We start from the raw sequence: 24,783 nt of genomic DNA on the forward strand, positions 1-24,783 counted from the left end.
CGCGTACTGCCTGACAGGCCTGCACGAACGATAATGCTCGCGAAGTCGTCAAACTGCGCGAGCGTGGGCAATCAGTGAGTTCGTCGTTCTAGCGGCTGTGACACTGAACATTGGAAACCAGACGCTGCGCGGCGAAAGTGAGCGTACCAGCGATGGCAGCCATGAGGATCGATAGTCCAATCAGAGACGCGTCAAGCCCCAGCCGGTCTGCTGCAACCCCAAGACCAAGCACGGGAACAATGCCGCCGAGATAGGCAATAGTGAAGAAGGATGAAATCATTCCTGCCCGGCGCACAGACGTCGTCATGGCATTGACGACCAGCAGAGCGGACATGAAGGTAAGGCCCTGACCGAATCCACCGAGTACATCGCTTGCGATGAACAACAACCCGGAGGAAAACTTCACTGATGCTGCCAGCATCGCCAGGGCGGCGGTCACGAGAAGGGAACCCACCACAAGCCCTCTTTTAGGATCGATCCCAGTGAACGTAACTTGAGCAGCCGCTGATGCCGCAAAGAGCATGGCGACCCCAATGCCGCCAACGGCCGGCCCGTCCCATGGAAGAAAGGTATCAAAGAATGAAGGCGCCAGTGATGCAAAGAGACTGAAAAGGGTGTAGCCAATAAACGCGATGACCGCCACCGTGGCAAATTGCTTGACCTGATGCATGTCGGGCAAATGAAAGCGTAGACGCGGAAAGAAGCCGGCGATTGTTGAAGGTTGCCCGTGTCTCTGGCTGCCCAATGCCACAAGAGCCAGCAACAGCGCACCGCCCAGCACGCCGTAAGGCAGGTGCAGCGGGAATGGCAAGTCTTGCGCGATAAAACCACCAACCAGTGGTCCTAGGCCTAGGCCGACAATGGTCATCAATGACCCGATCGATGAAGCTTGCCTCAGTCGGTTTGGCGGCGAAGCCGCTACCAGTCCGGCCGTCGCTGACGTGGAAGCAATGCCTGCGGCGACTCCGATTGTGAAACGCCCGATCGAAAGAATCAGAAGATCCGGAGCGACTCCGGAAAGGACGAGTCCGGCAAGTGCGAGTGTCGCTGCCACCCGCAACGTCCGGATATGGCCAAGATGGTCGCTGAGATGACCGAGAAACAGCAATGCCAACAGCGTGCCGACCATGTAAGCGGTATAGGCAATCGTCACGCCGCCCGGCCCGATATGAAACACTTCTTCATATATGGGATATAACGGGCTGGCGACGGTTGCACCGGCCATGATGGCGCTCAGCGTGTAGGCCATGACAAGGAACTGCGTGTTGGCCCAGCGACCGCTGGTTCCTGAGTGTGTTTGCGTGTCCATTCCGAATTTCCCTGGTATCTGATCTGGTGACCAAGGATAGTCCGGCGACTCTGCGCGGTGAATGACGGTGGCGTGCAACGCTGCGTTGCATCAAAGGCAAGGCGTGATGCTCTGGCCGCCCGGCGCCGCGTAGTGCTTTGGCAGCATTCGGGACCAGCTCCGGCCCCTGGCGTCGGCCTGCGCTCCAGTAATGCTGCCAGTTTGCGCAATGCCTGCGATAACTGTGCGCGGTCCTGGGCGCCGCCCAGCGAAATGCGGATTGCATTCGGCGGATTGGAGCCTTCCCAGAATCCATCGGAAGGCGTTACCCTCAGGTCCTCCGCCAGCGCCGCCTGTGTCAGCTGATGCGTTGATCAGTATCCTGGCTCGGGGCTTCGCGGCTATGCTCCTTCTTTGCTTGTCGCATCACCTCACCGGCTTTCCCCGCTTTCCCCACAGCGTGCGGGCTTCGCGCGTACATCGCCTGAAATTGCCGAGTTTCCTCATGTAGCCACTTACGCAGCGCCTGGACCCTGAATGTCTCCAGCAAGGGTTGGGGGCAGATGAACCAATAGGCCCACGGGCTAGCCGCATCGATGTCGAACAAGCGGACGAGGCGTCCATTGACGACGTCCTGCATGGCCAACGAGCGCCGCACCAGCGCAACGCCCTGACCATCCATCGACGCCTGTATCAGGTGCGACGCATCCTGATACAGCACGCCGCGTCGCGGTTCTGTCCATCCTTCCAGGCCCGCGGCCAGGAACCAGGCCCTCCACATCTCGTAGTCGTGGCGTAGTAAGGTCACGCCAGCCAGGTCTTCAGGCGTCTTTGGCAAGTTCCCGCCATTGAACGTTGGGGCACAGGCCGGGAAAAAGACCTCGTCGAGCAGCGGCTCGACGAATAGCTCCGGATAATTGCCGTCCCCGAAACGCAGCACGACATCGACGTCATCACGGTTGAAATCGGTGAGCGTATGCGTGGACTGCAGTTCGACGTCGAGTTCGGGGTACTGCTCGATGAAGCGTCCAATGCGGGGCGTCAACCAGCGCGCGGCAAACGATGGGAGCAAGCTGATCACAAGACGCTTTTCGCGATCACCCGAGCGCATCGACTCGGTTGCCGACGCGATATCGAACAGAGAAGACCGGATTTGTTCCGCATAGCGCCGCCCGCGATCGGTCAACGTTATTCGCCTGCCATCCCGCTTGAACAGCGCGATGCCAAGGTCGGCTTCCAGTGAACGGATCTGATGACTGACGGCACTGTGGGTGACGAACAGTTCTTCCGCAGCCCGCGAGAAGCTCTCCAGGCGGGCTGCGGCCTCGAATACCTTCAGAGAGCTCAGATTTGGTAGTTGTCGCAAGTCCATGACGGGTCCTGGATGCACATGGTCAGTCTGCACGCCCAACATCAATGATCAGATTCTACCCAGCATCTACGGCCACACATTGGTGATCGATCGATTACATATGGTCAGAATGCGGAGTGAGGCTCCCATCGCAGGGTAGTAATTACCCTAACACTCTGGCACCGATGTTAATTTTCGCACGATAATTAATAGGCCGCACCGCTCAAAGCAGCGGGCGGCCGGCAACGCCCGGCAATGGCAATTGACGCAGTGGAGTCCATGACGGCGACTCGTGACCATGGTGAGAGACAATGAAGCGTGAAGCAGAAGGCATCCTCGTTCTCGATGCGGACGGGACCATGAAGTTCGCCAGCGGACTCGGGCACGACGCCTTGATCGCGGGTCACCTCGTCCGCCTTTGGCAGGACCGCATGCGGACTCCTCTCAAGCGCGTGTCTGCCATGACCGATTTGGAACACCCCATGACAATCGCCGCCATTCCATCACGGGACGCGGTGTGCTTCCTGATCTTTGCCTTACAGGAAGCCAACGAGCTGAGCGAATTCCTGGCGACTGTCGACTCGGCGGAAGACATTCTTCGCCACTTCATCACCGATCCCTACAAGGCCATGGTGGTGGTGGACACCGCGGGCAAGATCACGTACATGAGCCCGGTCCATGAACGGTTCTTTGGCCTCAAGCGCGGCGAGGCTCTGGGTCGGCATGTCACCACCGTGATCGAGAATACGAAGCTGCAAGAGGTCGCGGTGACTGGCAAAGGTCAGGTTGGCCAGCTACAGGAAATGAACGGCATCAAGCGCGTGGTGTCGCGCCTGCCGGTCCTGGATCGCAATCAGCGTGTCGTTGCCGCGATAGGACAGGTGATGTTCAAAGGGCCGGAAGCGATGCAGGCAGTGACGACCGAGTTGGCGCAAGTTCGTCAGGAACTGGATTTCTACCGCCGAGAGCTTTCCGGCATCGGAAATCGTACCTACGGGCTGGATCAGATTGTCGGGAGCAGCGACGCGGTGCGCCGGCTCAAGGAAGACATTCTGCGCGTGGCACCGCTGGACGTACCCGTCCTGCTAGCGGGGGAAAGTGGCTCGGGCAAGGAGTTGGTTGCCCATGCCATCCATATGCTGAGCCCGCGCAGCGACAAGCCACTGGTGCTAGTAAACTCCGCGGCGATGCCGCCGAACCTGGTGGAAAGTGAGCTGTTCGGGTACGAGCCCGGCGCCTTTACGGGCGCAGATCGCAAAGGGCGCAAAGGCAAGTTCGAAGCCGCCGATACCGGTACGCTGTTCCTGGATGAGATCGGCGACATGCCGGTCGACATGCAGGTCAAGCTGCTTCGGGTGCTGCAGGATGGGCAGTTCGAGCGTATCGGCGGGGAGCGGGCGCGGCATTCCGACTTCCGGCTGATTTCCGCGAGTAACCGCGATTTCAGTGCCATGATCGCCAAGTCAAGCTTCCGCCTGGATCTGTTCTATCGCATCAGCGCAGTGACATTGCGCCTGCCCGCTCTGCGTGATCGGCTGGAGGATATCCCCGAGTTGGCCGACAAGTTCCTGGAGGCGTTTGGCACCCGCCATGGTGCGCCAAAGAAGGCGATTTCCGACTCCGCAATCCGCTTCCTGCAATCTTGCGCATGGCCGGGCAACGTCCGGCAATTGCAGCATGCTATCGAACGGGCTGCGATCTTCTGCGACGGCCCGATTCTTTCCATCGCAGATTTCGGCAATCTGGAAAGCGCCGATTCGGTGCTGGCAATGGGCTCCGTGAGTAGCCTGCCACGGAACGGCGAGAACGCCAACCCGGACATGCGCAAAGCAATGGAGCGCGTCGAGTCCGAGATGATCCTGGAGGCGATGCGCCGTACTGGTGGCAACAAAAAGCGCGTTGCGGAAGAGCTTGGCATCTCGCGTTCGTATCTCTACAAGCGACTCAGGCTTATGGAGGATGCATTGACCAGCGAGCTCGCGACAAGATAGGGACAATCCGCTCTTTGTCGCTCGACAAGCCGTTTGTACAACGCCTTGGCCGATAAATGCCCCCAACCACTGTCTGTCGGGCTGACTACTAGTTGGCCCGAGGGGCAGCGACCTGCATGCGGCAAAGGAATTGCCTTGCAAAGTCGCCGCCCAAGGAGAGGCTGCTCAGACTTGCGGAGCGCGCCTTCCTTGGCGCTAGGTTTTCGAAGGCGTCAGCATGTCTGCAAGCGCTTTGCGGAACTGCTCTGGCTTCCCGAAATACCGGCCCAGGTGAAGCCTCGATACTTTCCCGTCCTGCTCAATTGCCAGGGTCGGGTAGCCGCGCCCATCCAACGCATCAAGAAAGCCTTGCGTATTCTTGAAGTGTTCATCAAGGCCGAGCGTAGCCGCTTCGTAGGCGCTGGTAAATGCCTTCGCATCCAGCCCGAGTTCGACGGCAATGCGCACCAGTTCCTCTGGGTCGGAAATATGCTTGCCTTCCACGTAATAGGCTGTCTGGAGCCGCTTTAGCATCTTCAGTCCCGCGCCGGCCAGCGACTCCGCAGCGAGCATCGCTGCTGTCGGCGGCCCGGAATCGAGCTTGACGTCATAGTCAAACTGGGTGCCTTGCTGATATGCTTCGCCAAACTTCAGCCCGCTCAGCGCAGTGATGCGCTCCTCGTGGGGACGGACGAAGTCGCGCCACTCAGGCGACATCATCTGCGCCTGGGGTCCAGCCAGCATGCCCCCGCTATGCGGGACCACCTTCAGGCCGGGCATCTCGTCCGCAACGCTCACGAGAGGTGCGAGCCCGTAGCACCATCCGCAATAGGGATCATAGACATAGTGAAGGGTTGCTTGCTTGTCCATTTCAGTTCTCCAGGTTCAAAGCGTCTCGAGTGCAGCAGATGTTTTGGCAGAAGCGGCTTGCAGGGCCTGCTCCATCACTGCCGGCGGTTGCGCACCACCGATCATTGCATCGCCGATCCGAATCGTCGGCACTGAGCGGACCCCACTCAGGCTCGCGCGCATCTCCTCGGCAATGACTTCAGCCTCCCCTTCCCCGCTCACCAGGTAATCGCGCACGGCCTTTTCGTCAAAGCCGACGGATGCTGCCAGCGGCGCCAGCACATCGATTAACCCGATGTTTTCGCCACGAGAGAAATACGCGGCGAAGATCGCCTCGAACAAGCCCTCGACCATAGTCGCACTGCCGGTGCGCTGAGCAAACGCCATCAGGCGGTGCGCGAGCCGGGTGTTGGGAGTGATCGCCACTGCGTCGTAGTTGAATGCCAACCCCACCCTCTTGCCTACAAGGGCGACCTCCGCATCCATGCTTTGGGAGCGCGACCAGCTGCCAAACTTCGCGGTCCGGTACGCCTTGCGGTCGACGCCGGCCTTGGGCATATCCGGATTGAGCTCGTAGGGTGAATAGGAAATCCTGGGCGCGACCTCGCTGTTCACGCGTTGCGTCGCGAGCTTGAGGTTCTGATGGCCGATCCAGCACCACGGGCAAATGAAGTCATAGGTGACCTGGATTTCAACGGGTTTCATGACCACTCCATGCGATTGATGATGGAGCTAGGTTAGGCTGTGCCGGCAATGAACAGAATGGCATGGCCGTGCAAACCTGCATTGCTCGTGCCACAACGCTGCGTGCAAGGCGGTTCTCCAACTGTCGTGGAGAATGTGTCCTTGCCTTCCCCGCAACACAGCCTTGCATTGCCACCCCATTCTGGATTCGGGCAGGCGCTTCTACGATTCACGCCATCCAATCGCAAATCGGAGCAACACATGGACGCGAATCGATCCTCGAATGCCCAGCCGCTGGCGCCCGCCGAGGGCAGGCCAACCATATCTGCGGGGAATCCGCGCAAGGCCCTGATCGCCGGCGGTTCGCTGGGCGGGCTGTTCATGGCGACCGCGCTGCGCGCCGTCGGGTGGGACGTGGAAGTCTTCGAGCGCTCTCCCTCAAACCTCATCAGCCGTGGGGGCGGCATCGTTCTACAGCCGGAAGTGCTGCGCGCCTTTTCATTTGCAGGCATTGTTCCCGACGGGGCCTTAGGCGTGCGATCCCACGACAGGCTCTACCTCGACGAAAGCGGAGACGTGATTCAGCGGCAACATTCCCCGCAGACTCAGACTTCCTGGAATACGCTCTATTCCACACTGCTCAAGAACTTCCCCAAGGAGCACTATCATCGGGGCGCCCAGCTCACCGGCGTCGAGCAGGACGAACATGGCGTATACGCCACCTTCTCCGATGGGCGCCGGGAAACCGGCGACTTGCTGATTGGCGCGGATGGGGCGAACTCTGTTGTGCGCAAGCTCATGCTCCCCGATGTGTCGCCGACCTATGCGGGCTATGTTGTATGGCGCGGATTGATCGAAGAAAATCGACTGCCTGAAGCCGCAAAGCCACTGCTTTACGAGAACTTCGTGTTCCAGCACGACCCAGGCTCCATGATGCTGCAGTACATGGTGCCCGGCGTCGACGGTTCGACCGCCCCGGGTCACCGTCGTTACAACTGGCTTTGGTACCTGAAGGCCGAGCCAGGCGCAGAGCTCGGCGGCGTGCTGACCGATCGCGAGGGGAACCGGCGCAGTCATTCTGTTCCGCCCGGGTCGCTTGCGGCCGACCAGGAGGAGTGGATTCGACAGATGGGCGCCAGTCACGCCAATCCGGCATTCCAGGCCCTGATCGAAAGCACCCAGGATATCTTCGTCCAGGAGATTCAGGACCTGCAGGTGCCGCGCATGCGGTTCGGTCGAGTCTTGCTGACGGGCGATGCGGCGTTCATCCCGCGTCCCCACACCGCAGGCAGCACGGCAAAGGCCGCCGCCGACGCCGTCTCCCTGGCGAAGGCGTTGGACGGTGTCACCAACCTCGGGCGCGCACTGCGGACCTGGGAGCAGGACCGTCTAGAGCAAGGCATGCAGATGACTGAATGGGGAATCGGCATGGGCAACCGCATCATGAGCATCGCGCGACACTGAATCCACATGCTTCGACAGACGGAGATGCCCCACAGGGCGTGGCCGTCTGTCGTGGCTGTCCTCCTTGGCCACACACAGCTTCCGGATTGCTGCCCACGCAACGCAATCTTGCGTCGCACTCCGATTCTCTTCAAACAGGTTGGCGCCTAACCTTTAGGAAATCTCGAACGAGATTCAAGCGCAAGCAGAGCACGAACAGTCTCCCGCTGATCGATCCATTCCGACTACAGGAAAACCACCATGACCAAGCATCTCTTCAATCCGATTCGTCTCGGCAACCACACCCTGGCCCACCGTGTCGCCATGGCACCGCTGACCCGTTCGCGTGCCGGCCAGCCGGGCAACCTCCCGACCGCGATGAACGTCGAGTATTACCGCCAGCGCGCCGGCGCGGCGCTTATCGTCACCGAGGCAACCCAGATTTCCCAGCAAGGCCAGGGCTACGCCTGGACACCGGGAATTCACACCGAGGAGCAGGTCGAGGCCTGGCAGGCCGTCAGCAAAGCGGTTCACAACGAGGGCGGCACGATCTTCCTGCAACTCTGGCATGTTGGACGCGTGTCGCACCCGGTCTTCCAGCCGAATGGGGCGCTGCCTGTCGCGCCCAGTGCCCTGCCGGTTCCTGGCAAGACATTCATCATCGACGAGCATGGCAACGGCGTCTGGGGCGATGTTCCTGTTCCTCAGGAACTGACTGACAGCGGAATTCGCGACATCGTCGAGGACTACCGGAAGGCAGCCCTCAACGCCATCGCTGCGGGGATGGACGGGGTCGAGATTCATGCCGGCAACGGGTATCTGCTCGACCAGTTCATCAACTCCAACAGCAACAAGCGCACCGACGCCTACGGCGGCACGATCGAGAATCGAGCCCGTTTGCTTCTGGAGGTGGTTGACGCCATCAGCGCGGAAATTGGCTCGTCACGCGTTTCGGTACGGCTAACGCCCATGGGCCGCTTCATGGGCATGGGCGACGATACGCCCGAGGCTACCTTCGGCTTTATCGTCCGGCAGCTCAACAGCCGCAAGCTGGCCTACCTGCACCTGGTCGAGCCTGCGATGGTCGGGACCGTCAAGGACGAGAACTTCGATCCCCGCTGGGACGCGATCATCCGGCTCCTGCGTGCGGAATACAGCGGCGTGCTGATGCTCGCCGGCGGCTACGACAGTGAGAGCGCGGAACGCGCACTGGCCAGCGGCCGCGCCGACATCATTGCCTTTGGCCGCCCGTTTATTGCCAATCCGGATCTGCCGGTACGCCTGAAGGAGAACCTCGCCTTGAACACGCCCGATGCCAGTTCCTTCTTTGGCGGCGGTGCCAACGGCTACATCGACTATCCGACAGCGGCATGAGCTGGACAAGCAGATACGGGGATTGATTGAGTGGACGTCGGCCTGTACGCGGAAGGGCGCCACGTTTTGGCACTGCCACAGGCCCATTCTCTCCTCGTTCCCCAATCGCACGAGCACTTTTTTATGTGAGGAAAATTATCAACAACTGGAAACATATTTCGTTTTGCCAGCGGCCGAGCGATCTCTAGAATTCGCTTGACCGGCGCACCAACTTTTCTGCTTTTCCGCCCCTTGATTGTCTAGTCAGAATGGACGCAGCACAGCTCCGGCAACAACGCCACAGGGGGCGGACAGGAGATCCATCATGCAAGCTTTTCTCACAAAGACAGAGTTCGCCCTGAGGCCTGGCGAAGTTACCACGCTGTCGATACATGCGGCACAGCGCCTCCACGTGGACGAGGCCGCAGGTACCGACCTGTGGATGACACGCGAAGGTGATCCAGAGGACTACTGGCTCGATAGTGGCGAAGACCTGCTGCTGCGGCGCGGGGACCAGATAACCCTTAGCGTAGACCCGCGCGCCGGCGACGCCGTCCGGCTGGAACTAATCAGTGAAGCGGACCGTCAGGCAGCGACCCTGGCCGATTTTCCGCACCTGCTGCACCGCTTTGGACGCAAACTGGTGCGAGGGACGGCATGGACTCCGGGCAAGGACCAAGTCGGGGCAGCCTGAGATCGAATGCGGGCAGTGTCCTTATGAAAGACACTGCCCCCGGGTGTCCGCATCTCCAAGCAAGGGCACGGCGAAAGTCCCAAGTTCCAACTGGCCATACTGGCTGCTCTCCGCGGCAGAAGTTGCCAGCCGGCTGCCATGACTCTCCGTGAAATGCACCCCATGGGCAATCTGACCCGAAAAGATCTTGTCGACGGCAGTATCCGCAGCAGACTTGCCATGCCTGCTGACCTGTCGTGGACCGACGCTGCTCTCGAGCAATCGCTTAATGCAACGCTCAATGCGCGCCTCGCTGGTTCGATTTGGGTCTTCGCCTATGGTTCGTTAATCTGGAACCCATTGATCGCCTTCGACGAGCACCGGACTGCCACACTCGAAGGATGGCGCCGCAGCTTCTGCATTCGCTCCATATCTGCGCGTGGTACGCCGGAGCAGCCGGGGCGCGTGCTTGGCTTGGAACCTGGCGGGAATACGCAAGGGGTTGCGTACCGGCTGCCCGACGATCAGGCGCTGAACGAATTGCGCCTCCTGTGGGCAAGGGAGATGTGCAGCGGAGTGTATCGGCCGATCTGGAACCCGCTGGTGCTCGAAAATGGCGAGAAGGTGCAGGCCATTGTCTTTGCCGCGAACACCGAACAGGCGCTTTATGAAGCCGATGCATCGGTACCTACCGTTGCACGGCTTGCGGCGAAGGCAGCCGGTGTATTCGGATCTAATGCGGACTACATACTGGGACTCGACACAGCCCTGGCGGACCGCGGCATTTCGGACCAGTACGTCTCACAGATAGCGCAGAGCATGAGGAGATTTCAGCGGACATTGACGGCCTAGAGCGGGCATCGCGGCTGAGATCACTCCTCCGAGACAAGTCGCTACCCGTCAAGGGTAAGCTCGCCTAAACTGAAAAACCCTCGCCACGCAAAAAACAAGGGAAGAGCACATGGCCGCGATCGAAGTGAAAGTGCCCCAACTCTCTGAATCGGTTTCGGAGGCAACACTGATTCAGTGGAAAAAGAAGGCCGGCGAGGCCGTCCAGCGTGACGAGATTCTGGTGGAACTGGAAACGGACAAGGTGACACTCGAAGTGCCCTGTCCGGCCAACGGTGTGCTGGCCAAAATATTCCAGCCCGATGGCGCCACGGTACATGCCGACGAAGTGATCGCGCTGGTTGATACGGAAGGCAAGGCAACCGTGGCTGCCCCTGCTGCCTCCGCACCTGTAGCGACGCCCACGTCAACGCCGGCTCCCACATCAGTCGCTGCGCAGGTCAACACGACTGCTGGAGGCGGCGCACCCGCTTCAGCCAACGCTGATTTTGACGTGATCGTGATCGGTTCCGGCCCAGGCGGCTATATCGCGGCGATCCGCGCAGCACAGCTGGGAAAGACCGTGGCCTGCATCGAGGAATGGAGAGACGGCGCGGGCAAGCCCCGGCTCGGGGGCACCTGCCTGAACGTCGGCTGCATCCCGAGCAAGGCGCTGCTCGCGTCCTCGGAACACTTTGAACATGCGCTGCACGGGCTCGCCGAGCACGGCGTAAAGGTCAAGGAAGTGGCGCTGGACCTTGCGCAAATGATCAAGCGAAAGGCTGCCATTGTTGACAAGTTCACGGGCGGTGTCGAATTCCTGTTCCGCAAGAACAAGGTGACCTGGATCAAGGGCCATGGCAAGTTCAAGAGTCGCGGCACCGACGGCGTGATCGCCGTGGAAGCGATCGAAGGCAACGACACCAAGACAGTCACGGCACGTAACGTCATCATTGCGACAGGCTCCAAGGCGCGTCATCTGCCTGACGTTCCCGTCGATAACAAGATCGTGTCGGATAACGAGGGCGCGCTGTCGTTCGACACAGTCCCCAGGAAGCTCGCGGTGATCGGTGCGGGCGTTATCGGGCTTGAGCTTGGTTCGGTGTGGCGGCGACTCGGCGCCGAGGTGACCCTGCTCGAAGCGCTGCCAACTTTCCTTGGGGCGCTCGACGAGTCCGTGGCGAAGGAGGCGGCCAAGCTATTCAAGAAGCAGGGACTGACGATCCATCTTGGGGTCAGTATTGGCAAGATCGACGCGAGCGCCAAAGGGGTCAGCATTGCCTACACGGACAAGGACGGCGCCGACCAGAAACTTGATGCGGATCGCCTGATCGTGTCGATCGGCCGGGTCCCCAATACCGACAATCTCGGACTGGACACCGTGGGCCTGTCCTCCGACCCGCGCGGCTTCGTTCCAGTTGACGATCAGTGCCGCACGTCCGTGCCGGGGATCTACGCAATTGGCGATGTAGTACGCGGCCCGATGCTGGCCCACAAGGCCGAAGACGAAGGCGTCATGGTTGCGGAAATCATTGATGGGCAGAAGCCGCACATCGACTACAACTGCATTCCGTGGGTAATCTATACGGAGCCGGAAATCGCCTGGGTGGGCAAGTCCGAGGCCCAGTTGAGTGCCGAAGGACGGGAGGTCCGAACGGGCCAGTTCCCGATGATGGCTAATGGCCGCGCACTCGGCATCGGCCGCCCGGACGGTTTCATCAAGATGATTGCGGACGCAAAGACCGACGAGCTGCTGGGCGTCCATATCATTTCGGCCAATGCCTCGGACCTGATCGCCGAAGCCGTGGCTGCGCTCGAGTTCAAGGCAGCGTCGGAAGACATCGGCATGATCAGTCACCCGCATCCCTCGCTATCCGAAGTCATGCGCGAAGCAGCGCTTGCGGTGCAGAAACGGGCGCTGAATATGTAGCGCTGCGCTCAACAGGGCGCTCGGGGCGGAGACCCCCCCTCGAGCGAAGCCGTAGTGGTCTCCTCGGCGCTTACCTGCCCCAGCTGTCCTTCAGCCCGACGATGCGGTTGAAGACCGGCTTGCCCGGCTGCGAATCGACGCGATCGGCGACGAAGTAGCCGTGGCGCTCGAACTGGAAGCGGTCTTCCGGCTTTGCCTCGCGCAGGCTCGGTTCCAGGTAGGCCGTGATGACCTTCTTGGAGTCCGGGTTCAGGGCCTCGAGGAAGTTCTTGCCGCCGGCATCCGGGTTCGGGTCATTGAACAGGCGGTCGTACAGGCGCACTTCGCACTCGTAGGCCGCGGCGGCGCTGACCCAGTGGATCACGCCCTTGACCTTGACGCTGTCGGCGCCCGGCGTGCCGCTCTTGGTGTCGGGCAGGTAGTTGGCATGCACGGCCACGACGTTGCCGTCGGCGTCCTTGTCTACGCCGGTGCACTCGATCACGTAGCCGTACTTCAGGCGCACCTTGTTGCCCGGGAACAGCCGGAAATAGCCCTTCGGCGGGGCCTGGTTGAAGTCCTCGCGCTCGATCCACAGCTCGCGCGAGAGCGGGAACACGCGCTTGCCCAGTTCCGGCTTCTTCGGATGGACCGGTGCCGAGCACTCCTCGGCCTGGCCTTCGGGGTAGTTGTCCAGGATCAGCTTGAGCGGCTCAAGCACAGCCACGCCGCGGGCGGCGCGGGCATCCAGGTCATCCCGCACGGCGCCTTCGAGCGTGCTCATGTCGATCCAGCTGTCAGCCTTGGCCACCCCCAAGCGATCGCAGAAAAGCTGGATGGCGTCCGGTGTGTAGCCGCGCCGGCGCATGCCCACGATGGTCGGCATGCGCGGATCATCCCAGCCGCCCACGCGTTGCTCGTCCACCAGCTGCTTGAGCTTGCGCTTGCTGGTGATGGCATAGGTCAGGTTCAGGCGGGCGAATTCATACTGGTGCGGCAGCGGATCGTGGAATATGCCGGCGTTCCGCAGGTGTTCCAACACCCAGTCATAGAGCGGGCGGTTGTTCTCGAACTCGAGCGTGCACAGCGAATGGGTGATGTTCTCCAGCGCATCGGAAATGCATTGCGTCATGTCGTACATCGGGTAGATGCACCACCTGTCGCCAGTCCGGTAGTGGCGCGCGTGGCGGATGCGGTACAGCACCGGATCGCGCATCACGACGTTCGGCGCCGCCATATCGATCTTCGCGCGCAGCACATGCTCGCCATCCTGGTACTTGCCGGCGCGCATATCACGGAAGAGTTGCAGATTCTCTTCGACGCTGCGGTCGCGATACGGCGACGGCTTGCCCGGCTCGGAGAAGTTGCCACGGTTGGCGGCAATCTGCTCGGCGCTCTGGCTGTCCACGTAGGCGACACCGCGCTCGATCAGCGTCTCAGCAAAAGCATAGAGCTGATCGAAGTAGTCACTGGCGTAATACAAGTACGGCGAGCCGCCGGGCTGTCCGTTGTCCCAGGAAAAGCCGAGCCAGCGTACGGCATCGATAATCGCGTCGACGTATTCGAGGTCTTCCTTGACCGGGTTGGTATCGTCAAAGCGCAGATGGCAGCGGCCGCCGTAGTCGCGCGCCAGGCCGAAATTCAGGACGATGCTCTTGGCGTGACCGATGTGGAGATATCCATTGGGCTCGGGCGGGAAGCGGGTGATGACCGTCGGCAGCAGATCGCCTTGCACGTCCCCGCGACCGGCGTACGTGCCAGCGGCGAGATCCTGATCGATGATGCTGCGCAGAAAGTTGGAGGCGACTGGCGTGTCGCTGGATTTGGCTTGGCTCATGGTGGTGCCGCAACGGGTGCGGCTTCGAATGCTCGGGGCGGACTATCTGAGTCTAGCTTGAGAGACCGCCTGGCGCAGGAGGCCTCTCTTCCCTTGTTGGCCAAGACCACCGACTGGTCCGCATGCCTTGGTCCAATAGACGCTTGGAACCAACGGGCCTAGTCTGACGTGAATTCAACCACTTACCGCGGCGCGTCGATGAAAAAGCAGATAGTTTCCAGCCTCTACGCCTTGTCGGCGAAGCACCTTGCCAATCGCGATCTGCTCGGGTTCCCAACGCGCCAACGCTGCCGGCACATCATCCGGCGAGCCTTGCAACGCATCGGCCAGGGCCAGCGCATTCGCTGCGGCCTTGGAGGTGCTGGCCGCCGTGTGGGGGCGGGGGATCGACGCGGCGTCGCCCAATATGACAACCCTGCCCGACACCATGTGCTCGGACACCAGATCGCGGATAGCCTGGGCAAAGGGCTGGGCTGTCGCTTCAACGATGTCGCGGAAAGGCGGTGGCAGTAGCGCTCTGGCATCGCGCTGGATATGAGCCAGCCAACGTTCATCTAGCATTCCCTCGGGAATGGAGTAGCCCCGACGGTGACCTTCTCGGTCAGTCATGATCTCGCCTAGCAGGCGATTGTCAGCAACGCGGTACCAGACCCAGTTGTAGAGCCTGTGTCCCGGACGCACATCATTGTTCTCGCCCGGCACTAGATAGCCCAGGATATGCGAACCCGTATTGTTGGCAAAGCCGAAATCGCCAAGCAGCATTTCCCGCGCAGTCGACGGCATCTCGTCCTCAGGAACAAGTCCGCGCCAGGCGAGATACCCGGCGTAGGTTGGCACGCGGTCCGGCCAGAACTGTTGGCGTACCGCCGAATTGCCGCCGTCGGCGCCAATTAGCAGGTCACCGGTTTCGCTAGAGCCATCAGCGAAATATGCCGTGACAGTGCCGGCTTGCTGATCCTGCTCGATCCGCGACAGGGTCTTCGCCCGATGGTAATTTGCATCGCCGAAGGCCGCTTTCAGAGTTGTATAGATCAGCGACCAGGACGTCTGAGTCTGGGGAGCGTATTGCTTGGACTGGATCGAGCCGTCCGGGTGAAAGACCGTGCGATGTGCGGAACGCACGCCAAGGTCGACGGTACTCAGGTCAACGCCGGTACGGCGGAAGACCTCGACCACATCCGGTTGCAGGACAATGCCGCCGCCGCGGCTGTCGAGATCATGGGCGGAACGCTCATATATGTCGACGTTCCAGCCTATGCGGCGAAGCAGATTGCCCACGAAAAGGCCGCCGAGCGAACCACCGATAATCAGAGCCCGGCGCGCCGGGTGGGCAGGGCGGGGAGTGGGTGTGAGCTGGGTGTCCATGAGCATCTCCATGTGATGGCTATACTTTGGAGCCGCCACACAGACATGACAATCCAGCTGATCTGGGTAATTGCTTTGCGTCCCACGCAACGATAAGCCGATAAGCGGGAAGTCAGCTTGCCAGCACGGACCATCTTGTACAAAAAGCTGCCTTTGCGCGTGACGCAACGTTCAGTTGCGCATCAAACCTATTCCCGCTATGGCCCATCGATCTGCGCCAATTCGTCAAGCAGCGCTTTCGCTTGGCTCAAGTCGGCAGTCTCGAACCCCTCGGTGAAGAAGCCATGAATCTCAGTCAAGATGTGCAAGGCTGGCTCCCGCTGGCCCTGTTGTTGCCAAAGACGAGCCAGGCTCAGTATGGCGCGAAGCTCAGGAGATTTTGCACCGCGGTGGCGCGCCACTGCAATTGCCTGATGAAAGCACGCTTCTGCTTCCTGTAGCCCCGGCGACTCCTTAGACTGACCACCCTGATGACGAAGGGTCAATTCTCCCTTGAGGCGATGCAGTTCCGCCTCGTAATAACCCTCTCCCGTCCCCTCCACTACCGAGAGCGCCCGGTCCAGCGCTTTCAGCCCAGCCTGCACCTGTCCGGCGTGCCCGTAGGCTGCGGCAAGCAGCCCCAGAAAGTACGACCGACCCAGAGCCGCCCCTGTGGCCTGGTAGGCTTCCAGACCCTGAAGTATCTCAGCGATCCCCTCCTCGCCGTGCCCCTGCTCTGCCAGTGCCCAGCCCCGGAGGATGGTTCCCCAAGCCCGGTACAGCGGAAACCCCTGCTCGGTCGAAAGCGTGATTGCCGACTCCGCGTACTCCCGGGTCAAACCCGCTTCAAGTCGAAACTGGCGAAACATGGCCGTGGTGACCAGCGTGAAGGCCAAGCCAAGCGGGTGGGAAATCTTTTGGGCCAGGGCAAGTGCCTCTTGGTTTTTTTTGCAGGCCTGATCCGGATAGCCCAGCTGCCACAGACTCAAAGCCGCGAAGTCCAGGGCGCGGACGCCCGGATCCAGACCGTAGATGAAAGCATGCGCACGATGCAGTTCGGGGTCGTAGAGGGCAAGCGCCTGCTCCTGATGAGCACGGGCGGGAACGAACTCCCCTTGCCAGAATGCGCTCCCCCCAAGTCCGCAATGGGCCTCCACAAGCAGTTCCGGATCCTGGGCATTCCGGGCAACATGGAGGAACTGCTCACCTATTTCCCTTGCGGTCTCGTACTCCGCTCGCAACTGATAGATCAGCCGCAGTCCCTGTTGCACCGGGAAAAGTTGGGGAGTTTCCCCAATCTGCCGACACAATGCGAGCGCGCGCGTATAAGTCGCTTCCACCTCCGCGGCGGCGTAACCCCTCGTCGCCATCAAGGCCGGCCCGAGCGTAACCTGCACTGAGAGTTCCTGGCGGCCCCGTTCCGGCGAATCGGGCAGGCGCCTGAGCAGGTCAAGGGCCGCGTTCAGGTGATGAACCGCTTCAGAATTGGATGAGCGCTGGAGGGCCTGTTGCCCCGCGCAGTGCAGGTATTGCACCGCTTTCGGAATATTGCCGCTCAGGCTGTAGTGGTGAGCCAGTACGCTGCAATAGTCCATCAACCGGGAGGGGTAGAACGCCTCGATAGCTTGGGCCGTGCGTTCATGTAGCGCAATGCGCTGCTCCGTAAGCAGGGAGCGGCCGGCGACCTCCTGCGTAAGGCCGTGCTTGAACGAATACTCCACCTCAGGGAAGGCTGGCAGCTCGTAGATGAACTCGCCAGTCTCGAGGCGGGATAGTAAACGACGAAGCTCATCTTCCGGCTGCCCGACAACCTGCCGAATCAGGCTCAGAGGGAACCCTTTGCCAATCACCGCAAGCGTTTGCAGCAGCGCCTTCTCCGCCAGGGGAAGCCGGTCGATGCGGGCGGCGAGCACCCCTTGCACCGTTGTCGGAATGTGCAAGCTGGCGGGCGTCTTCTCGATTCGGTAGTTTCCGGGCACGCCCAGCAGCGCCTTCTCCTCGGCCAGTGTCTGGACTACCTCCTCGATGAAAAACGGATTGCCCTCGGTCTTTTCCAGGATTCTCTGCTTGAGAGAGGCGAGTCCGGGATCATCGCCCAACAGGGTACTGAGCAAACCCTGCGCTTCGGCCGGCCCCAAGGGCGCCAGCACGAGTTGGGTGTGGCGGCACTTTGGGCCCCAAGTCGGTTGGTACTCGGGCCGGTAGTTCACCAGGAGAAGGATGCGGGCATCCGCCAGGCGCTCCGCCAAGAATGTGAGGAACGCCTCCGTCTCGGCGTCCAGCCATTGCAGGTCCTCGAACAGGAGCTCGATCGGCTGATTCAGGCTTTCGCGCACCAGCAGGCGCGTGATCGCATCAAAGGTACGCTCGCGCCGGATACTGGCGTCCATGTCGCCCAGCGCCGAGCCTTGCTCGTTGATACCTAGCAGATAGAGCAGGTAGGGCACCAGATCCTCCAGACCGCGCTCAAGCGTGAGGACCCTACCGGTAACCTTCTCCCGACACTCCCGCTCCTCATCCTGCGCATTAATCTGGAAGTAATTCCTCAAGAGTTCTATCAGCGGCAAATAGGCAAAGGCCCTGCCGTGAGAAACCGAGAAGGTTTCCAGCACAAGGCAGCCGCGCTGCGAACGCGCCTTGAACTCGTGGAACAGTCGTGACTTCCCTATCCCGGCCTCGCCCACCACGCCGACGATCTGGCCCTGCCCCGCCGCCGCTTCCCTGAACGCGTGGTGCATATGGTCCAGTTCAGCCTGGCGGCCCACGAACCGGGCCAGGCCCCGATGTGCCGCCACCTGCAGCCGGGTCCGCAGCGGGCCGAGGCCCAGGACCTCGTAGACATCGAGCGGCTTGGGGATTCCCTTGACCTGAATCGCCCCCAATGCCTTGAAATCAAAGTATCCATCGGTCAATCGATATGTCGATTCGCTCACCAGGATGGACGAGAGCGCGGCCATCGACTCCATCCGGGATGCAATGTGAATCGTATGCCCCACCGGGTCGTAGTCGGTACGCAGGTCGTCCTTGCGGATCGAGCGGACCACCACTTCGCCCGTGTGAATGCCAACCCGAATTTGCAGTGCAATACCCCGTTCCAGGCGAACACGGTCGGCATGGCGGCGCATCGCGTCCTGCATGCGTAGTGCCGCATACAACGCTCGCTGAGGATGGTCCTCATGGGCAATCGGCGCACCGAACAGCGCCAGGATCCCGTCGCCCAGGGACTTGGCGACGTAGCCCTCGTAGTGATGCACGGCCTCCATCATAAGTGCCACCACAGGGTCAATGAGATGGCGTGCTTCTTCGGGATCCAGGTCGTGGATCAACGCAGTCGATCCGGCCATGTCGGCAAACAGCGCCGTGATCGTTTTGCGCTCGCCCGCGCTCTCCCCCCTGGCCTCCAGCGTTGCCTGTTCGGCCAGGATGCGCTCGGCCAAGTGGGGTGGCGTGTAATGAACCGGGGCAGCAGACTCCGCAAGCGGGGTTGCACTTAGAGACGCGCCACACTCACTGCAATACTTGGCTGTTGGGCTCGACTCGTGGCCGCAGCGTGGACAGACGCATGTCAGCTTGGCGCCGCATTCTTCGCAGAATTTTGCCGCTATGGGATTCTCGAACCCACATTTTGTGCAGCGCATATAACCTCTCGACCACTCCGGCCCGCCTTATGGGCCATTAGACGCCCAATTGATGCCGGTATCAATCAGTGCTCGGGTGCCCGAAGGATCGGCTGCGGCCCGCAGACCCAGTCGAAGACCACCCTGCTCTGCGAGAGACAAGCCGAAAAAGCCCGTCACTTGAATACGGCAATGCTATGACCGAGTTTCACAAGACAATGACTCCTCAACAAAGGCGCGAACTGCAGGGGAAAGCTCTCGCTTCCGGCTAGCGATTGCCAAATCAACAGCATATTCAAAGTCCTGGATGGCTCTGTAACAAACCTCCGGCTGTAGAAAATTCCGCATGGACTCGGGTATGACAGCCACGCCGTACCCAGCCGAAGCCAGACTGATCGCAGAGATGAAATCCGGAACACGATAGTCGAGGATTGCCGAGAATCCCCCTGCGAACCCCAACGTCGTGCGCGGCCTCCGCGGCGCGGGGACCGTGTTGCCCGAAGCCGGTAATCGAGCAGTAGACCAGCCACGGATTGATCTCCGCCAGGGCCGCATAGCCCAGTCCGAGGTGCTCCATCAGACTGGCACAATACTGTTCGATCAGTACGTCGGCATCCCGGATCAGCGGCGTCAGTTGGTCGAGCGCGTCGGGCGACTTCAGGTCAATGGCAATCGAACGCTTGCCGCGATTGAGCAGCACGAAGTTTGCACTGTCCGCGTCGACCTTTGGCTCATAGGCGCATCTCGTCACCACGCACCGTGCGCTCGAGCTTGATGACGTCGGCGCCCGCTTCGGCCAGCAGCAGGGAGCACAGTGGCCCGGGCAGGAGGGTGCTGAAGTCCAGCACCTCGACACCGCTCTGTGGCTGCATCATGGCATTCCCCGCTTGACCCGGTCATCACGCTCGGCGGCCACCCGCGCACGACGCGCAGGGGCGTAGGGCTCCTGCCCCAGCGCTTCATGCAGCGCCTGGGTGACGTGGAAATGGTGGACCAGGCCGGTGCGCTCCAGCAGCGAGATCGGTCCTTCCGGATAGCCCAGGCCCAGGCACAGGGTCTTGTCGAGGTCGTCCGCGCTGGCCAGCTTCTCGTCCAGCCGGCGCAGCGCCGCATTGAAATACGGGCGGATCAGCCTGTCGACGATACGTCCCGGGAAATCATTGCACACCGCCACGACCAGGCCGGCCGCCTGGAAGGCCGCCTTGGCCGCCTGCAGCGCAGCGGGATGCGTGCCGGGCTGCCTGACCAGTTCCACGAGGGGGCTGGGTTCGCCATCGCCCAGACGGAAGCGGGCGAAGCCCACCACGTTGGACCCTTCGAGACCCCGGCTTTCGCCGGTGTGGAAGCCCAGGCATTCGGCTCCCAGCTCAATGGCGACGAACGTGCGAGACGCGTGCCCGGCGCCCCGGCTGTATGCCCGACCTGCCTTGGCGCCCAGGTAACACAGGCCTTCGCCTTGTGGCGCGGCTTGCTCCAAGAACGCGTGGGCGGAAGGAAAGGAGCGGCTCTGGCCGGCTTGTACGATCTCGTAGCGCATATCAGGCTCCAAACATCTTGGTGTCGTCATAAGTGCGAAAACCCTGTCCGGTCTTCTTGCCCAGGCGGTTGGCCGCGATCATGCGTCGCACCAGCGGGGGGCAGGCCGCGCGCGGCTCGTGGGTGAGGCCGTGCATGGCTTCACACAGCAGCTTTTGCGTATCCATGCCGACCAGGTCCAGCAGTTCGAGGGGTCCCATCGGATAGCCCATGGCTGTCTTGATGGCGACATCGATATCGGCGGGCTCGGCCACCCCTTGTTCGACCAGACGAATCGCGTCGTTGTTGAAGGGAATCAGGAAATAGTTAAGGATGAACCCCGGCGTATCCTGCGTGGCCACGGGCTTTTGTCCCATGGCCTGGGCGAAGGCCCACGCCTTCTGGAAGGTGTCGTCCGAGGTGGCCAGGCCAGGCGACATTTCGATCAGCTTCATCAACTGTGCCGGCAGGCAGAAATGCATGCCCACAAAGCAGTCCGGGCGGCCGGATCCGCCGGCGATCTGGGTGATTGATATCGTCGACGTATTGGACGCGAAGATGGTGCTTGGCTGGCAAACCTCGTTGAGCTTACCGAACAATTGATGCTTGACCGACAAATCCTCGAAGATGGCCTCGATGATAAGGTCGCACTCGGCCAGCCCAGACAGCTCCGTCGTTCCTTTCCAGCGTTGCATCGCGGCAGCGGCGGCGCCTGCCGGCAGCTTGCCGCGCTGCTCAGATCTCGTCAGGAACGCTTCCGTCTGGCCCCGGGCACGATCCAGCGCTTCCTGTCGCATGTCGAACACAATGGTCCGGAATCCCGCGCGGGCCGCAACGATCGCAATGCCCGCCCCCATGGTGCCGGCGCCCGCGACGCCGACGGTTTGAATGGTTGTCATATCCGTCTCCTATTTCCTCAGGAAGCTGCGGCCAATCAACTGGCGGTGCACCTGATTGATCTGTAACCGTCAGCGGAACCCGTCTGGCGAGTAGAGGGCGGCGATGAGAAGGTAGGAGCTTCACGATCACTGGGAGTGAAGCGATGGCCAATCAGCGGGAAGGCAAGAGCGGACGAGCCGGGGCAAGGTATGACCGCCACGATGAAGCTTTCTGGCGCGATCTACTGGCGCAATGGGGGAACAGTGGCGGGAGCATCCGCGCCTTCTGCCGGAAGCACGGCTTGGCGGTCAGCACTTTCGGTTTGTGGCGCAAGCGCTTGAGCCACGAGCAGCAACTGCCCGTGGTGCCGCCAATGGCATTGACCGCGGACACGGCATTCATCGCCGCGGCAACGGTCGCAGTACCGACTGTCGTGTCGGCGAGCGACCCACTACCGTCGAAGTCTCGCGACCAAGTGGTCGTCACGCTCGGCGGCGCGCGTATCGAGCTGAGTGGGATGCATGCCGAACGCATCGTGCGCTTCGTGCTGGGGCAGTTGGGAGGCGGCCGGTGCTGATCGGCGGCGATGTGCAGGCTTTCATCTGCCGTGACGCGGTCGACATGCGCAAGTCCATCGACGGCCTATCGTATCTGGTGGAGCCGTTGCTGGCCAAGAGTCCGCTGTCGGGGCACTTGTTTGTCTTCGTCGGCCGAGATCGATCGAAGGTCAAGATTCTGTATTGGGGGACCGCACCGGCTTCGCGTTGTGGTACAAGCGGCTTTCGCACGGCCGGTTTCCCTCGCCCGCGACACTAGCCCAGCGTGGCTTCACACTGGCCGAATTGAACGCTTGGCTCGAAGGCATCGAGATCCCGGCGGTTCGACCCCACCGCACTGTCACGGCCACGCGCATCTCGTGACTTGTAAACCTGCCGGCGCTGGCGCATCATGGCGCCATGCTTCCGGTACTGACACCCTCCGACCTGCCAGCCGATCTCGAGGCGGTACGTACTCTCGCGCTGGAGCAGAACCGGGTCGCCCGCGCGCTGTGGGAGCAACTGGAGATATTGAAGCATCAGGTCGCGCAGCTTAACCGTGCGCGGTTCGGCGCCAGTTCCGAGCGCCTGCCGGGGCAGGCCGAACTCTTTACGCAGCCGCTGGACTTGCCATCACCGCCGGCGGCGCCGCAGGTCAAGGTGACTGGCCACATCCGCAAGGGCCGTCCTGCCTTGCCCAAGGACCTGCCACGCACGCGCATCGAATACGACCTGTCCGAGGCGCAGAAGGCAAGCTTCGACTCCCTGGAGCGCATCGGCGAGGAGCGCAGCGAGACGCTGCACTACGAGCCGGCCAGGCTCAGCGTGATCGAGCACATCCGCTTCAAATACGTGGCCACGAAGGGCGGCGAGTCCACCATCGTGACGGCTGCCGCGCAGCCCTCGCCGCTGCCCAAGAGCAACGCCAGCGCAGGGCTGCTGGCCAGCATTCAGGTCGACACCTTCGTGGACCACCTGCCGATCAATCGGCAGGAAACGCGCTATGCGCGCCTGGGGGTGCACCTGCCAAGGGCCACCCTGTGCGAATGGAAGCTGGCTTCTGCCGAGCTGCTGGCAACGCTGCTGCCGCCCTTGCGCAACCACGTCCTGCGAGCGCCGCGCGTGCATCTGGACGACACCACGCTGCCATTGCTCGAACGCGGTCGCACAAGCACACGGCAGGCCCATCTGTGGGGCTACCTCGGGGCCGGGCAGCGGCAGGAGAACGGGTTGTGGGTTGACCACCCGCCGGCGGTCCTGTTCGAGTTCGCCGAGTCCCGCACCGGGACCTACCTCCTGAACTTCCTGCGCGACTACCACGGCTACCTGCAGGCTGATGCCTACAGTGGCCACGATGCGCTTTACCGTACCGGTCGGATCATCGAGGTCGGATGCTGGGCGCATTGCCGTCGACGCTTCTTCGAGATCGCCAAAGCCCAGAAGACACCAGGGCTGGCGGCGCAGGCGCTGACGTGGATCGCCCGGCTGTATGCCATCGAGGCCGACATCAAGGACAAGTCACCGGAGCACAAGCTGGCGGCGCGCCAGGCCGAGGCTGTGCCGCTGCTGGCGCAGTTCCACCAGTGGCTGCAGGGCAATGCCCACGGCCTGCTTGCCAGGCAGCCGCTGGCACAAGCCTTCGGCTATGCGCTGCGGCACTGGCAGGCGCTGGTGCGCTACACCGAGAGCGGCATCCTCGAGCCCGATAACAACCGCCTCGAGCGCGCGATCCGCCCGATTGCCCTCGGCAGGGCGAGCTGGATGTTCGCGGGCGCGGCGGGCGCACTGCTGCCACGATGTATTCCTTGCTCGGGACCTGCCGCCTGAACGGCATCGAGCCCTACGGCTGGCTCAAGGACACGCTGGAGCGCCTGCCGGCCCACCCCACAGCCAGGTCCACGAACTGCTGCCGCTGGCGCGCTAACCGCTACACTGCGCGTCATGGACATCCTTGACGCCCTGCGCCTGGCCCCAAGTGCCGACCTGTACCGCCTGTATCTGACCATCGGGCGAATGATCAACGATCCCAAGCGTATCCTCGAGGCCCGCAGGCACCTGCATATCGGCATGACCGTGGGCTACGTCGCCGACGACCTGACCCAGCCGCTGCGCCAGGGGCGCGTCCTCGAGCTGCGTCAGACCCAGGCCCTGGTCCAGGACACCAGCAGCGGCCGCCACTGGATCCTGCCCTACGCCGCCGTGCTCGCCGAGCCCACTACCGCCGCGCAGCAACCACCGCACGCTTCACCGCCACCACCGCCCCGGGCGCAGCGCGCGGACTTCCGGGTCGGCGATACCGTCACCTTCACCGACCAGCACCTCAGCGAACGCATCGGCACCATCGTGCGCATCAACCAGAAAACCGCCTCCATCGAGTGCGACCCGAACGAAGGCCACTGGCGGGTCTCCTTCGCGCTACTGCGCAAGGTCGTCGACCTGTAGCCCCCACCGCTTACCGTCGCTCGCCAGACGGGTTCCGCTGACGGTTACATTGATCTCTTCCCAGATCTGGGTAATTTTGGCGTCGCGCAGGCGCTCAACGCGATAGTCGTGGTTGTCAATAGCCGTAGCCGCCGAACAACTGCGGCGCGTCGGTCGTGATGCGCATGGCAGGCGGATCTGAATCTCTTCGCCATAACGGAGATCCGCAGTATGGCAATGGCGCCCCCGAACCGCGATCACGGAGACAAGCTTGTATCACCCCGCT

24 protein-coding genes and 2 pseudogenes are annotated in these 24,783 nt (G+C 61.8%); 13 read left to right on the forward strand and 13 right to left on the reverse strand.

Translation table 11 applies throughout. The annotated features are described in order from the left end of the window. Positions 1-88: 88 nt before the first annotated feature. The 3 genes and pseudogenes from CTP10_RS38480 to CTP10_RS38485 all read right to left on the reverse strand — a co-directional run bounded on the left by CTP10_RS38480 (position 89) and on the right by CTP10_RS38485 (position 2,660). The gene (locus CTP10_RS38480) at positions 89-1,309 is read right to left on the reverse strand and encodes an MFS transporter (RefSeq protein WP_058697607.1); all 1,221 of its coding nucleotides are present in this window, start codon (positions 1,307-1,309) and stop codon (positions 89-91) included. A 164-nt stretch (positions 1,310-1,473) separates the two neighbouring features. Then, positions 1,474-1,662, reverse strand: a pseudogene (locus CTP10_RS41510) (PLP-dependent aminotransferase family protein); the annotation flags it as partial. After that, positions 1,647-2,660, reverse strand: coding sequence for a transcriptional regulator GcvA (locus CTP10_RS38485; RefSeq protein WP_233528046.1), 1,014 nt, complete (start codon positions 2,658-2,660; stop codon positions 1,647-1,649). The gene CTP10_RS38485 and the pseudogene CTP10_RS41510, both read right to left, overlap by 16 nt. Positions 2,661-2,950: 290 nt before the next feature. On the opposite strand from CTP10_RS38485, the gene CTP10_RS38490 reads away from it, so the two are divergent. Further along, entirely contained in the window at positions 2,951-4,630 is a 1,680-nt protein-coding gene (locus CTP10_RS38490) for a sigma-54 interaction domain-containing protein (RefSeq protein ID WP_058697606.1), read from the forward strand. A gap of 195 nt (positions 4,631-4,825) precedes the next feature. Here CTP10_RS38490 and CTP10_RS38495 read toward each other — a convergent pair whose 3' ends face one another. Together CTP10_RS38495 and CTP10_RS38500 are read right to left on the reverse strand one after the other, a co-directional pair. Next, the gene (locus CTP10_RS38495) at positions 4,826-5,479 is read right to left on the reverse strand and encodes a DsbA family protein (protein ID WP_058697605.1); all 654 of its coding nucleotides are present in this window, start codon (positions 5,477-5,479) and stop codon (positions 4,826-4,828) included. A 15-nt stretch (positions 5,480-5,494) separates the two neighbouring features. Continuing rightward, on the reverse strand, positions 5,495-6,163 hold the full coding sequence (locus CTP10_RS38500) for a DsbA family oxidoreductase (protein WP_058697604.1): 669 nt from the start codon (positions 6,161-6,163) through the stop codon (positions 5,495-5,497). A 240-nt stretch (positions 6,164-6,403) separates the two neighbouring features. On the opposite strand from CTP10_RS38500, the gene CTP10_RS38505 reads away from it, so the two are divergent. The 6 genes and pseudogenes from CTP10_RS38505 to lpdA all read left to right on the forward strand — a co-directional run bounded on the left by CTP10_RS38505 (position 6,404) and on the right by lpdA (position 12,369). Beyond that, positions 6,404-7,606 (forward strand): FAD binding domain-containing protein, encoded by a 1,203-nt coding sequence (locus tag CTP10_RS38505; protein WP_081050232.1) that lies wholly within the window; start codon positions 6,404-6,406, stop codon positions 7,604-7,606. 240 nt (positions 7,607-7,846) lie between these two features. Next, complete coding sequence (locus tag CTP10_RS38510; protein WP_058697603.1) at positions 7,847-8,959, forward strand: alkene reductase; 1,113 nt, start codon at positions 7,847-7,849, stop codon at positions 8,957-8,959. A 304-nt stretch (positions 8,960-9,263) separates the two neighbouring features. After that, positions 9,264-9,632, forward strand: coding sequence for a DUF2917 domain-containing protein (locus CTP10_RS38515; protein WP_058697602.1), 369 nt, complete (start codon positions 9,264-9,266; stop codon positions 9,630-9,632). 162 nt (positions 9,633-9,794) lie between these two features. Next, the gene (locus CTP10_RS38520) at positions 9,795-10,463 is read left to right on the forward strand and encodes a gamma-glutamylcyclotransferase (protein ID WP_058697679.1); all 669 of its coding nucleotides are present in this window, start codon (positions 9,795-9,797) and stop codon (positions 10,461-10,463) included. Positions 10,464-10,572: 109 nt separating this feature from the next. Further along, positions 10,573-10,785, forward strand: a pseudogene (locus CTP10_RS38525) (biotin/lipoyl-containing protein); the annotation flags it as partial. A gap of 168 nt (positions 10,786-10,953) precedes the next feature. Further along, on the forward strand, positions 10,954-12,369 hold the full coding sequence (gene lpdA, locus CTP10_RS38530; RefSeq protein WP_058697678.1) for a dihydrolipoyl dehydrogenase: 1,416 nt from the start codon (positions 10,954-10,956) through the stop codon (positions 12,367-12,369). Positions 12,370-12,439: 70 nt separating this feature from the next. Here the strand turns inward: lpdA and CTP10_RS38535 are convergent, their stop codons facing one another. The 8 genes from CTP10_RS38535 to CTP10_RS38565 all read right to left on the reverse strand — a co-directional run bounded on the left by CTP10_RS38535 (position 12,440) and on the right by CTP10_RS38565 (position 21,560). Then, entirely contained in the window at positions 12,440-14,185 is a 1,746-nt protein-coding gene (locus tag CTP10_RS38535; protein WP_058697601.1) for a glutamine--tRNA ligase/YqeY domain fusion protein, read from the reverse strand. A gap of 174 nt (positions 14,186-14,359) precedes the next feature. Then, entirely contained in the window at positions 14,360-15,550 is a 1,191-nt protein-coding gene (locus CTP10_RS38540; RefSeq protein WP_058697677.1) for an FAD binding domain-containing protein, read from the reverse strand. Between the two features lie 197 nt (positions 15,551-15,747). Next, positions 15,748-19,167, reverse strand: a complete 3,420-nt coding sequence (locus tag CTP10_RS38545) for an adenylate/guanylate cyclase domain-containing protein (RefSeq protein ID WP_081050230.1) — start codon at positions 19,165-19,167, stop codon at positions 15,748-15,750. 174 nt (positions 19,168-19,341) lie between these two features. Beyond that, a complete protein-coding gene (locus CTP10_RS41225; protein ID WP_233528068.1) occupies positions 19,342-19,536 on the reverse strand; it encodes a LysR substrate-binding domain-containing protein in 195 nt (64 codons plus the stop codon). After that, complete coding sequence (locus CTP10_RS38555; protein WP_412459402.1) at positions 19,442-19,846, reverse strand: CoA transferase; 405 nt, start codon at positions 19,844-19,846, stop codon at positions 19,442-19,444. The genes CTP10_RS41225 and CTP10_RS38555 overlap by 95 nt, the downstream gene beginning before the upstream one ends. 31 nt (positions 19,847-19,877) lie before the next feature. After that, the gene (locus CTP10_RS41515) at positions 19,878-20,021 is read right to left on the reverse strand and encodes a CoA transferase (RefSeq protein ID WP_412459401.1); all 144 of its coding nucleotides are present in this window, start codon (positions 20,019-20,021) and stop codon (positions 19,878-19,880) included. Further along, positions 20,018-20,683: a 3-hydroxyacyl-CoA dehydrogenase family protein gene (locus CTP10_RS38560; RefSeq protein ID WP_058697600.1), complete on the reverse strand. Its 666-nt coding sequence runs from the start codon at positions 20,681-20,683 to the stop codon at positions 20,018-20,020. The genes CTP10_RS41515 and CTP10_RS38560 overlap by 4 nt, the downstream gene beginning before the upstream one ends. A 1-nt stretch (position 20,684) precedes the next feature. Beyond that, on the reverse strand, positions 20,685-21,560 hold the full coding sequence (locus CTP10_RS38565) for a 3-hydroxyacyl-CoA dehydrogenase family protein (RefSeq protein ID WP_058697599.1): 876 nt from the start codon (positions 21,558-21,560) through the stop codon (positions 20,685-20,687). Between the two features lie 143 nt (positions 21,561-21,703). Here CTP10_RS38565 and tnpA point away from each other — a divergent pair, with 143 nt between their 5' ends. Genes tnpA through CTP10_RS38590 form a run of 6 tightly spaced genes read left to right on the forward strand, consistent with a single transcriptional unit; the run spans position 21,704 to position 24,518 of the window. Then, a complete protein-coding gene (gene tnpA / locus CTP10_RS38570; protein WP_058697598.1) occupies positions 21,704-22,117 on the forward strand; it encodes an IS66 family insertion sequence element accessory protein TnpA in 414 nt (137 codons plus the stop codon). 11 nt (positions 22,118-22,128) lie between these two features. Beyond that, positions 22,129-22,356: an IS66 family insertion sequence element accessory protein TnpB gene (gene tnpB / locus CTP10_RS38575; RefSeq protein WP_442875271.1), complete on the forward strand. Its 228-nt coding sequence runs from the start codon at positions 22,129-22,131 to the stop codon at positions 22,354-22,356. Beyond that, entirely contained in the window at positions 22,281-22,460 is a 180-nt protein-coding gene (gene tnpB / locus CTP10_RS38580; protein WP_338404736.1) for an IS66 family insertion sequence element accessory protein TnpB, read from the forward strand. The genes tnpB (CTP10_RS38575) and tnpB (CTP10_RS38580) overlap by 76 nt, the downstream gene beginning before the upstream one ends. A 36-nt stretch (positions 22,461-22,496) precedes the next feature. Beyond that, entirely contained in the window at positions 22,497-23,903 is a 1,407-nt protein-coding gene (tnpC, locus tag CTP10_RS38585; RefSeq protein WP_081050229.1) for an IS66 family transposase, read from the forward strand. Continuing rightward, positions 23,873-24,031: a transposase domain-containing protein gene (locus tag CTP10_RS41520; RefSeq protein ID WP_081050228.1), complete on the forward strand. Its 159-nt coding sequence runs from the start codon at positions 23,873-23,875 to the stop codon at positions 24,029-24,031. Before tnpC ends, CTP10_RS41520 begins: the two co-directional genes overlap by 31 nt. Next, positions 24,018-24,518, forward strand: coding sequence for a hypothetical protein (locus CTP10_RS38590; RefSeq protein ID WP_058697594.1), 501 nt, complete (start codon positions 24,018-24,020; stop codon positions 24,516-24,518). The genes CTP10_RS41520 and CTP10_RS38590 overlap by 14 nt, the downstream gene beginning before the upstream one ends. Positions 24,519-24,783 lie beyond the last annotated feature (265 nt).

The sequence above is a fragment of the Cupriavidus sp. P-10 genome (genome assembly GCF_003402535.2).
In the GTDB taxonomy this organism is placed as follows: domain Bacteria; phylum Pseudomonadota; class Gammaproteobacteria; order Burkholderiales; family Burkholderiaceae; genus Cupriavidus.

What these genes read in the sequence shown, in the direction of transcription:
- CTP10_RS38480 (WP_058697607.1), bottom strand. Translation starts at nt 1,309, where the DNA reads ATGGACACGCAAACACACTCAGGAACCAGCGGTCGCTGGGCCAACACG.
- CTP10_RS38485 (WP_233528046.1), bottom strand. Translation starts at nt 2,660, where the DNA reads ATGGACTTGCGACAACTACCAAATCTGAGCTCTCTGAAGGTATTCGAG.
- CTP10_RS38490 (WP_058697606.1), top strand. Translation starts at nt 2,951, where the DNA reads ATGAAGCGTGAAGCAGAAGGCATCCTCGTTCTCGATGCGGACGGGACC.
- CTP10_RS38495 (WP_058697605.1), bottom strand. Translation starts at nt 5,479, where the DNA reads ATGGACAAGCAAGCAACCCTTCACTATGTCTATGATCCCTATTGCGGA.
- CTP10_RS38500 (WP_058697604.1), bottom strand. Translation starts at nt 6,163, where the DNA reads ATGAAACCCGTTGAAATCCAGGTCACCTATGACTTCATTTGCCCGTGG.
- CTP10_RS38505 (WP_081050232.1), top strand. Translation starts at nt 6,404, where the DNA reads ATGGACGCGAATCGATCCTCGAATGCCCAGCCGCTGGCGCCCGCCGAG.
- CTP10_RS38510 (WP_058697603.1), top strand. Translation starts at nt 7,847, where the DNA reads ATGACCAAGCATCTCTTCAATCCGATTCGTCTCGGCAACCACACCCTG.
- CTP10_RS38515 (WP_058697602.1), top strand. Translation starts at nt 9,264, where the DNA reads ATGCAAGCTTTTCTCACAAAGACAGAGTTCGCCCTGAGGCCTGGCGAA.
- CTP10_RS38520 (WP_058697679.1), top strand. Translation starts at nt 9,795, where the DNA reads ATGGGCAATCTGACCCGAAAAGATCTTGTCGACGGCAGTATCCGCAGC.
- CTP10_RS38535 (WP_058697601.1), bottom strand. Translation starts at nt 14,185, where the DNA reads ATGAGCCAAGCCAAATCCAGCGACACGCCAGTCGCCTCCAACTTTCTG.
- CTP10_RS38540 (WP_058697677.1), bottom strand. Translation starts at nt 15,550, where the DNA reads ATGGACACCCAGCTCACACCCACTCCCCGCCCTGCCCACCCGGCGCGC.
- CTP10_RS38545 (WP_081050230.1), bottom strand. Translation starts at nt 19,167, where the DNA reads ATGCGCTGCACAAAATGTGGGTTCGAGAATCCCATAGCGGCAAAATTC.
- CTP10_RS41515 (WP_412459401.1), bottom strand. Translation starts at nt 20,021, where the DNA reads ATGATGCAGCCACAGAGCGGTGTCGAGGTGCTGGACTTCAGCACCCTC.
- CTP10_RS38560 (WP_058697600.1), bottom strand. Translation starts at nt 20,683, where the DNA reads ATGCGCTACGAGATCGTACAAGCCGGCCAGAGCCGCTCCTTTCCTTCC.
- CTP10_RS38565 (WP_058697599.1), bottom strand. Translation starts at nt 21,560, where the DNA reads ATGACAACCATTCAAACCGTCGGCGTCGCGGGCGCCGGCACCATGGGG.
- tnpA (WP_058697598.1), top strand. Translation starts at nt 21,704, where the DNA reads ATGGCCAATCAGCGGGAAGGCAAGAGCGGACGAGCCGGGGCAAGGTAT.
- tnpC (WP_081050229.1), top strand. Translation starts at nt 22,497, where the DNA reads ATGCTTCCGGTACTGACACCCTCCGACCTGCCAGCCGATCTCGAGGCG.
- CTP10_RS41520 (WP_081050228.1), top strand. Translation starts at nt 23,873, where the DNA reads ATGTATTCCTTGCTCGGGACCTGCCGCCTGAACGGCATCGAGCCCTAC.
- CTP10_RS38590 (WP_058697594.1), top strand. Translation starts at nt 24,018, where the DNA reads ATGGACATCCTTGACGCCCTGCGCCTGGCCCCAAGTGCCGACCTGTAC.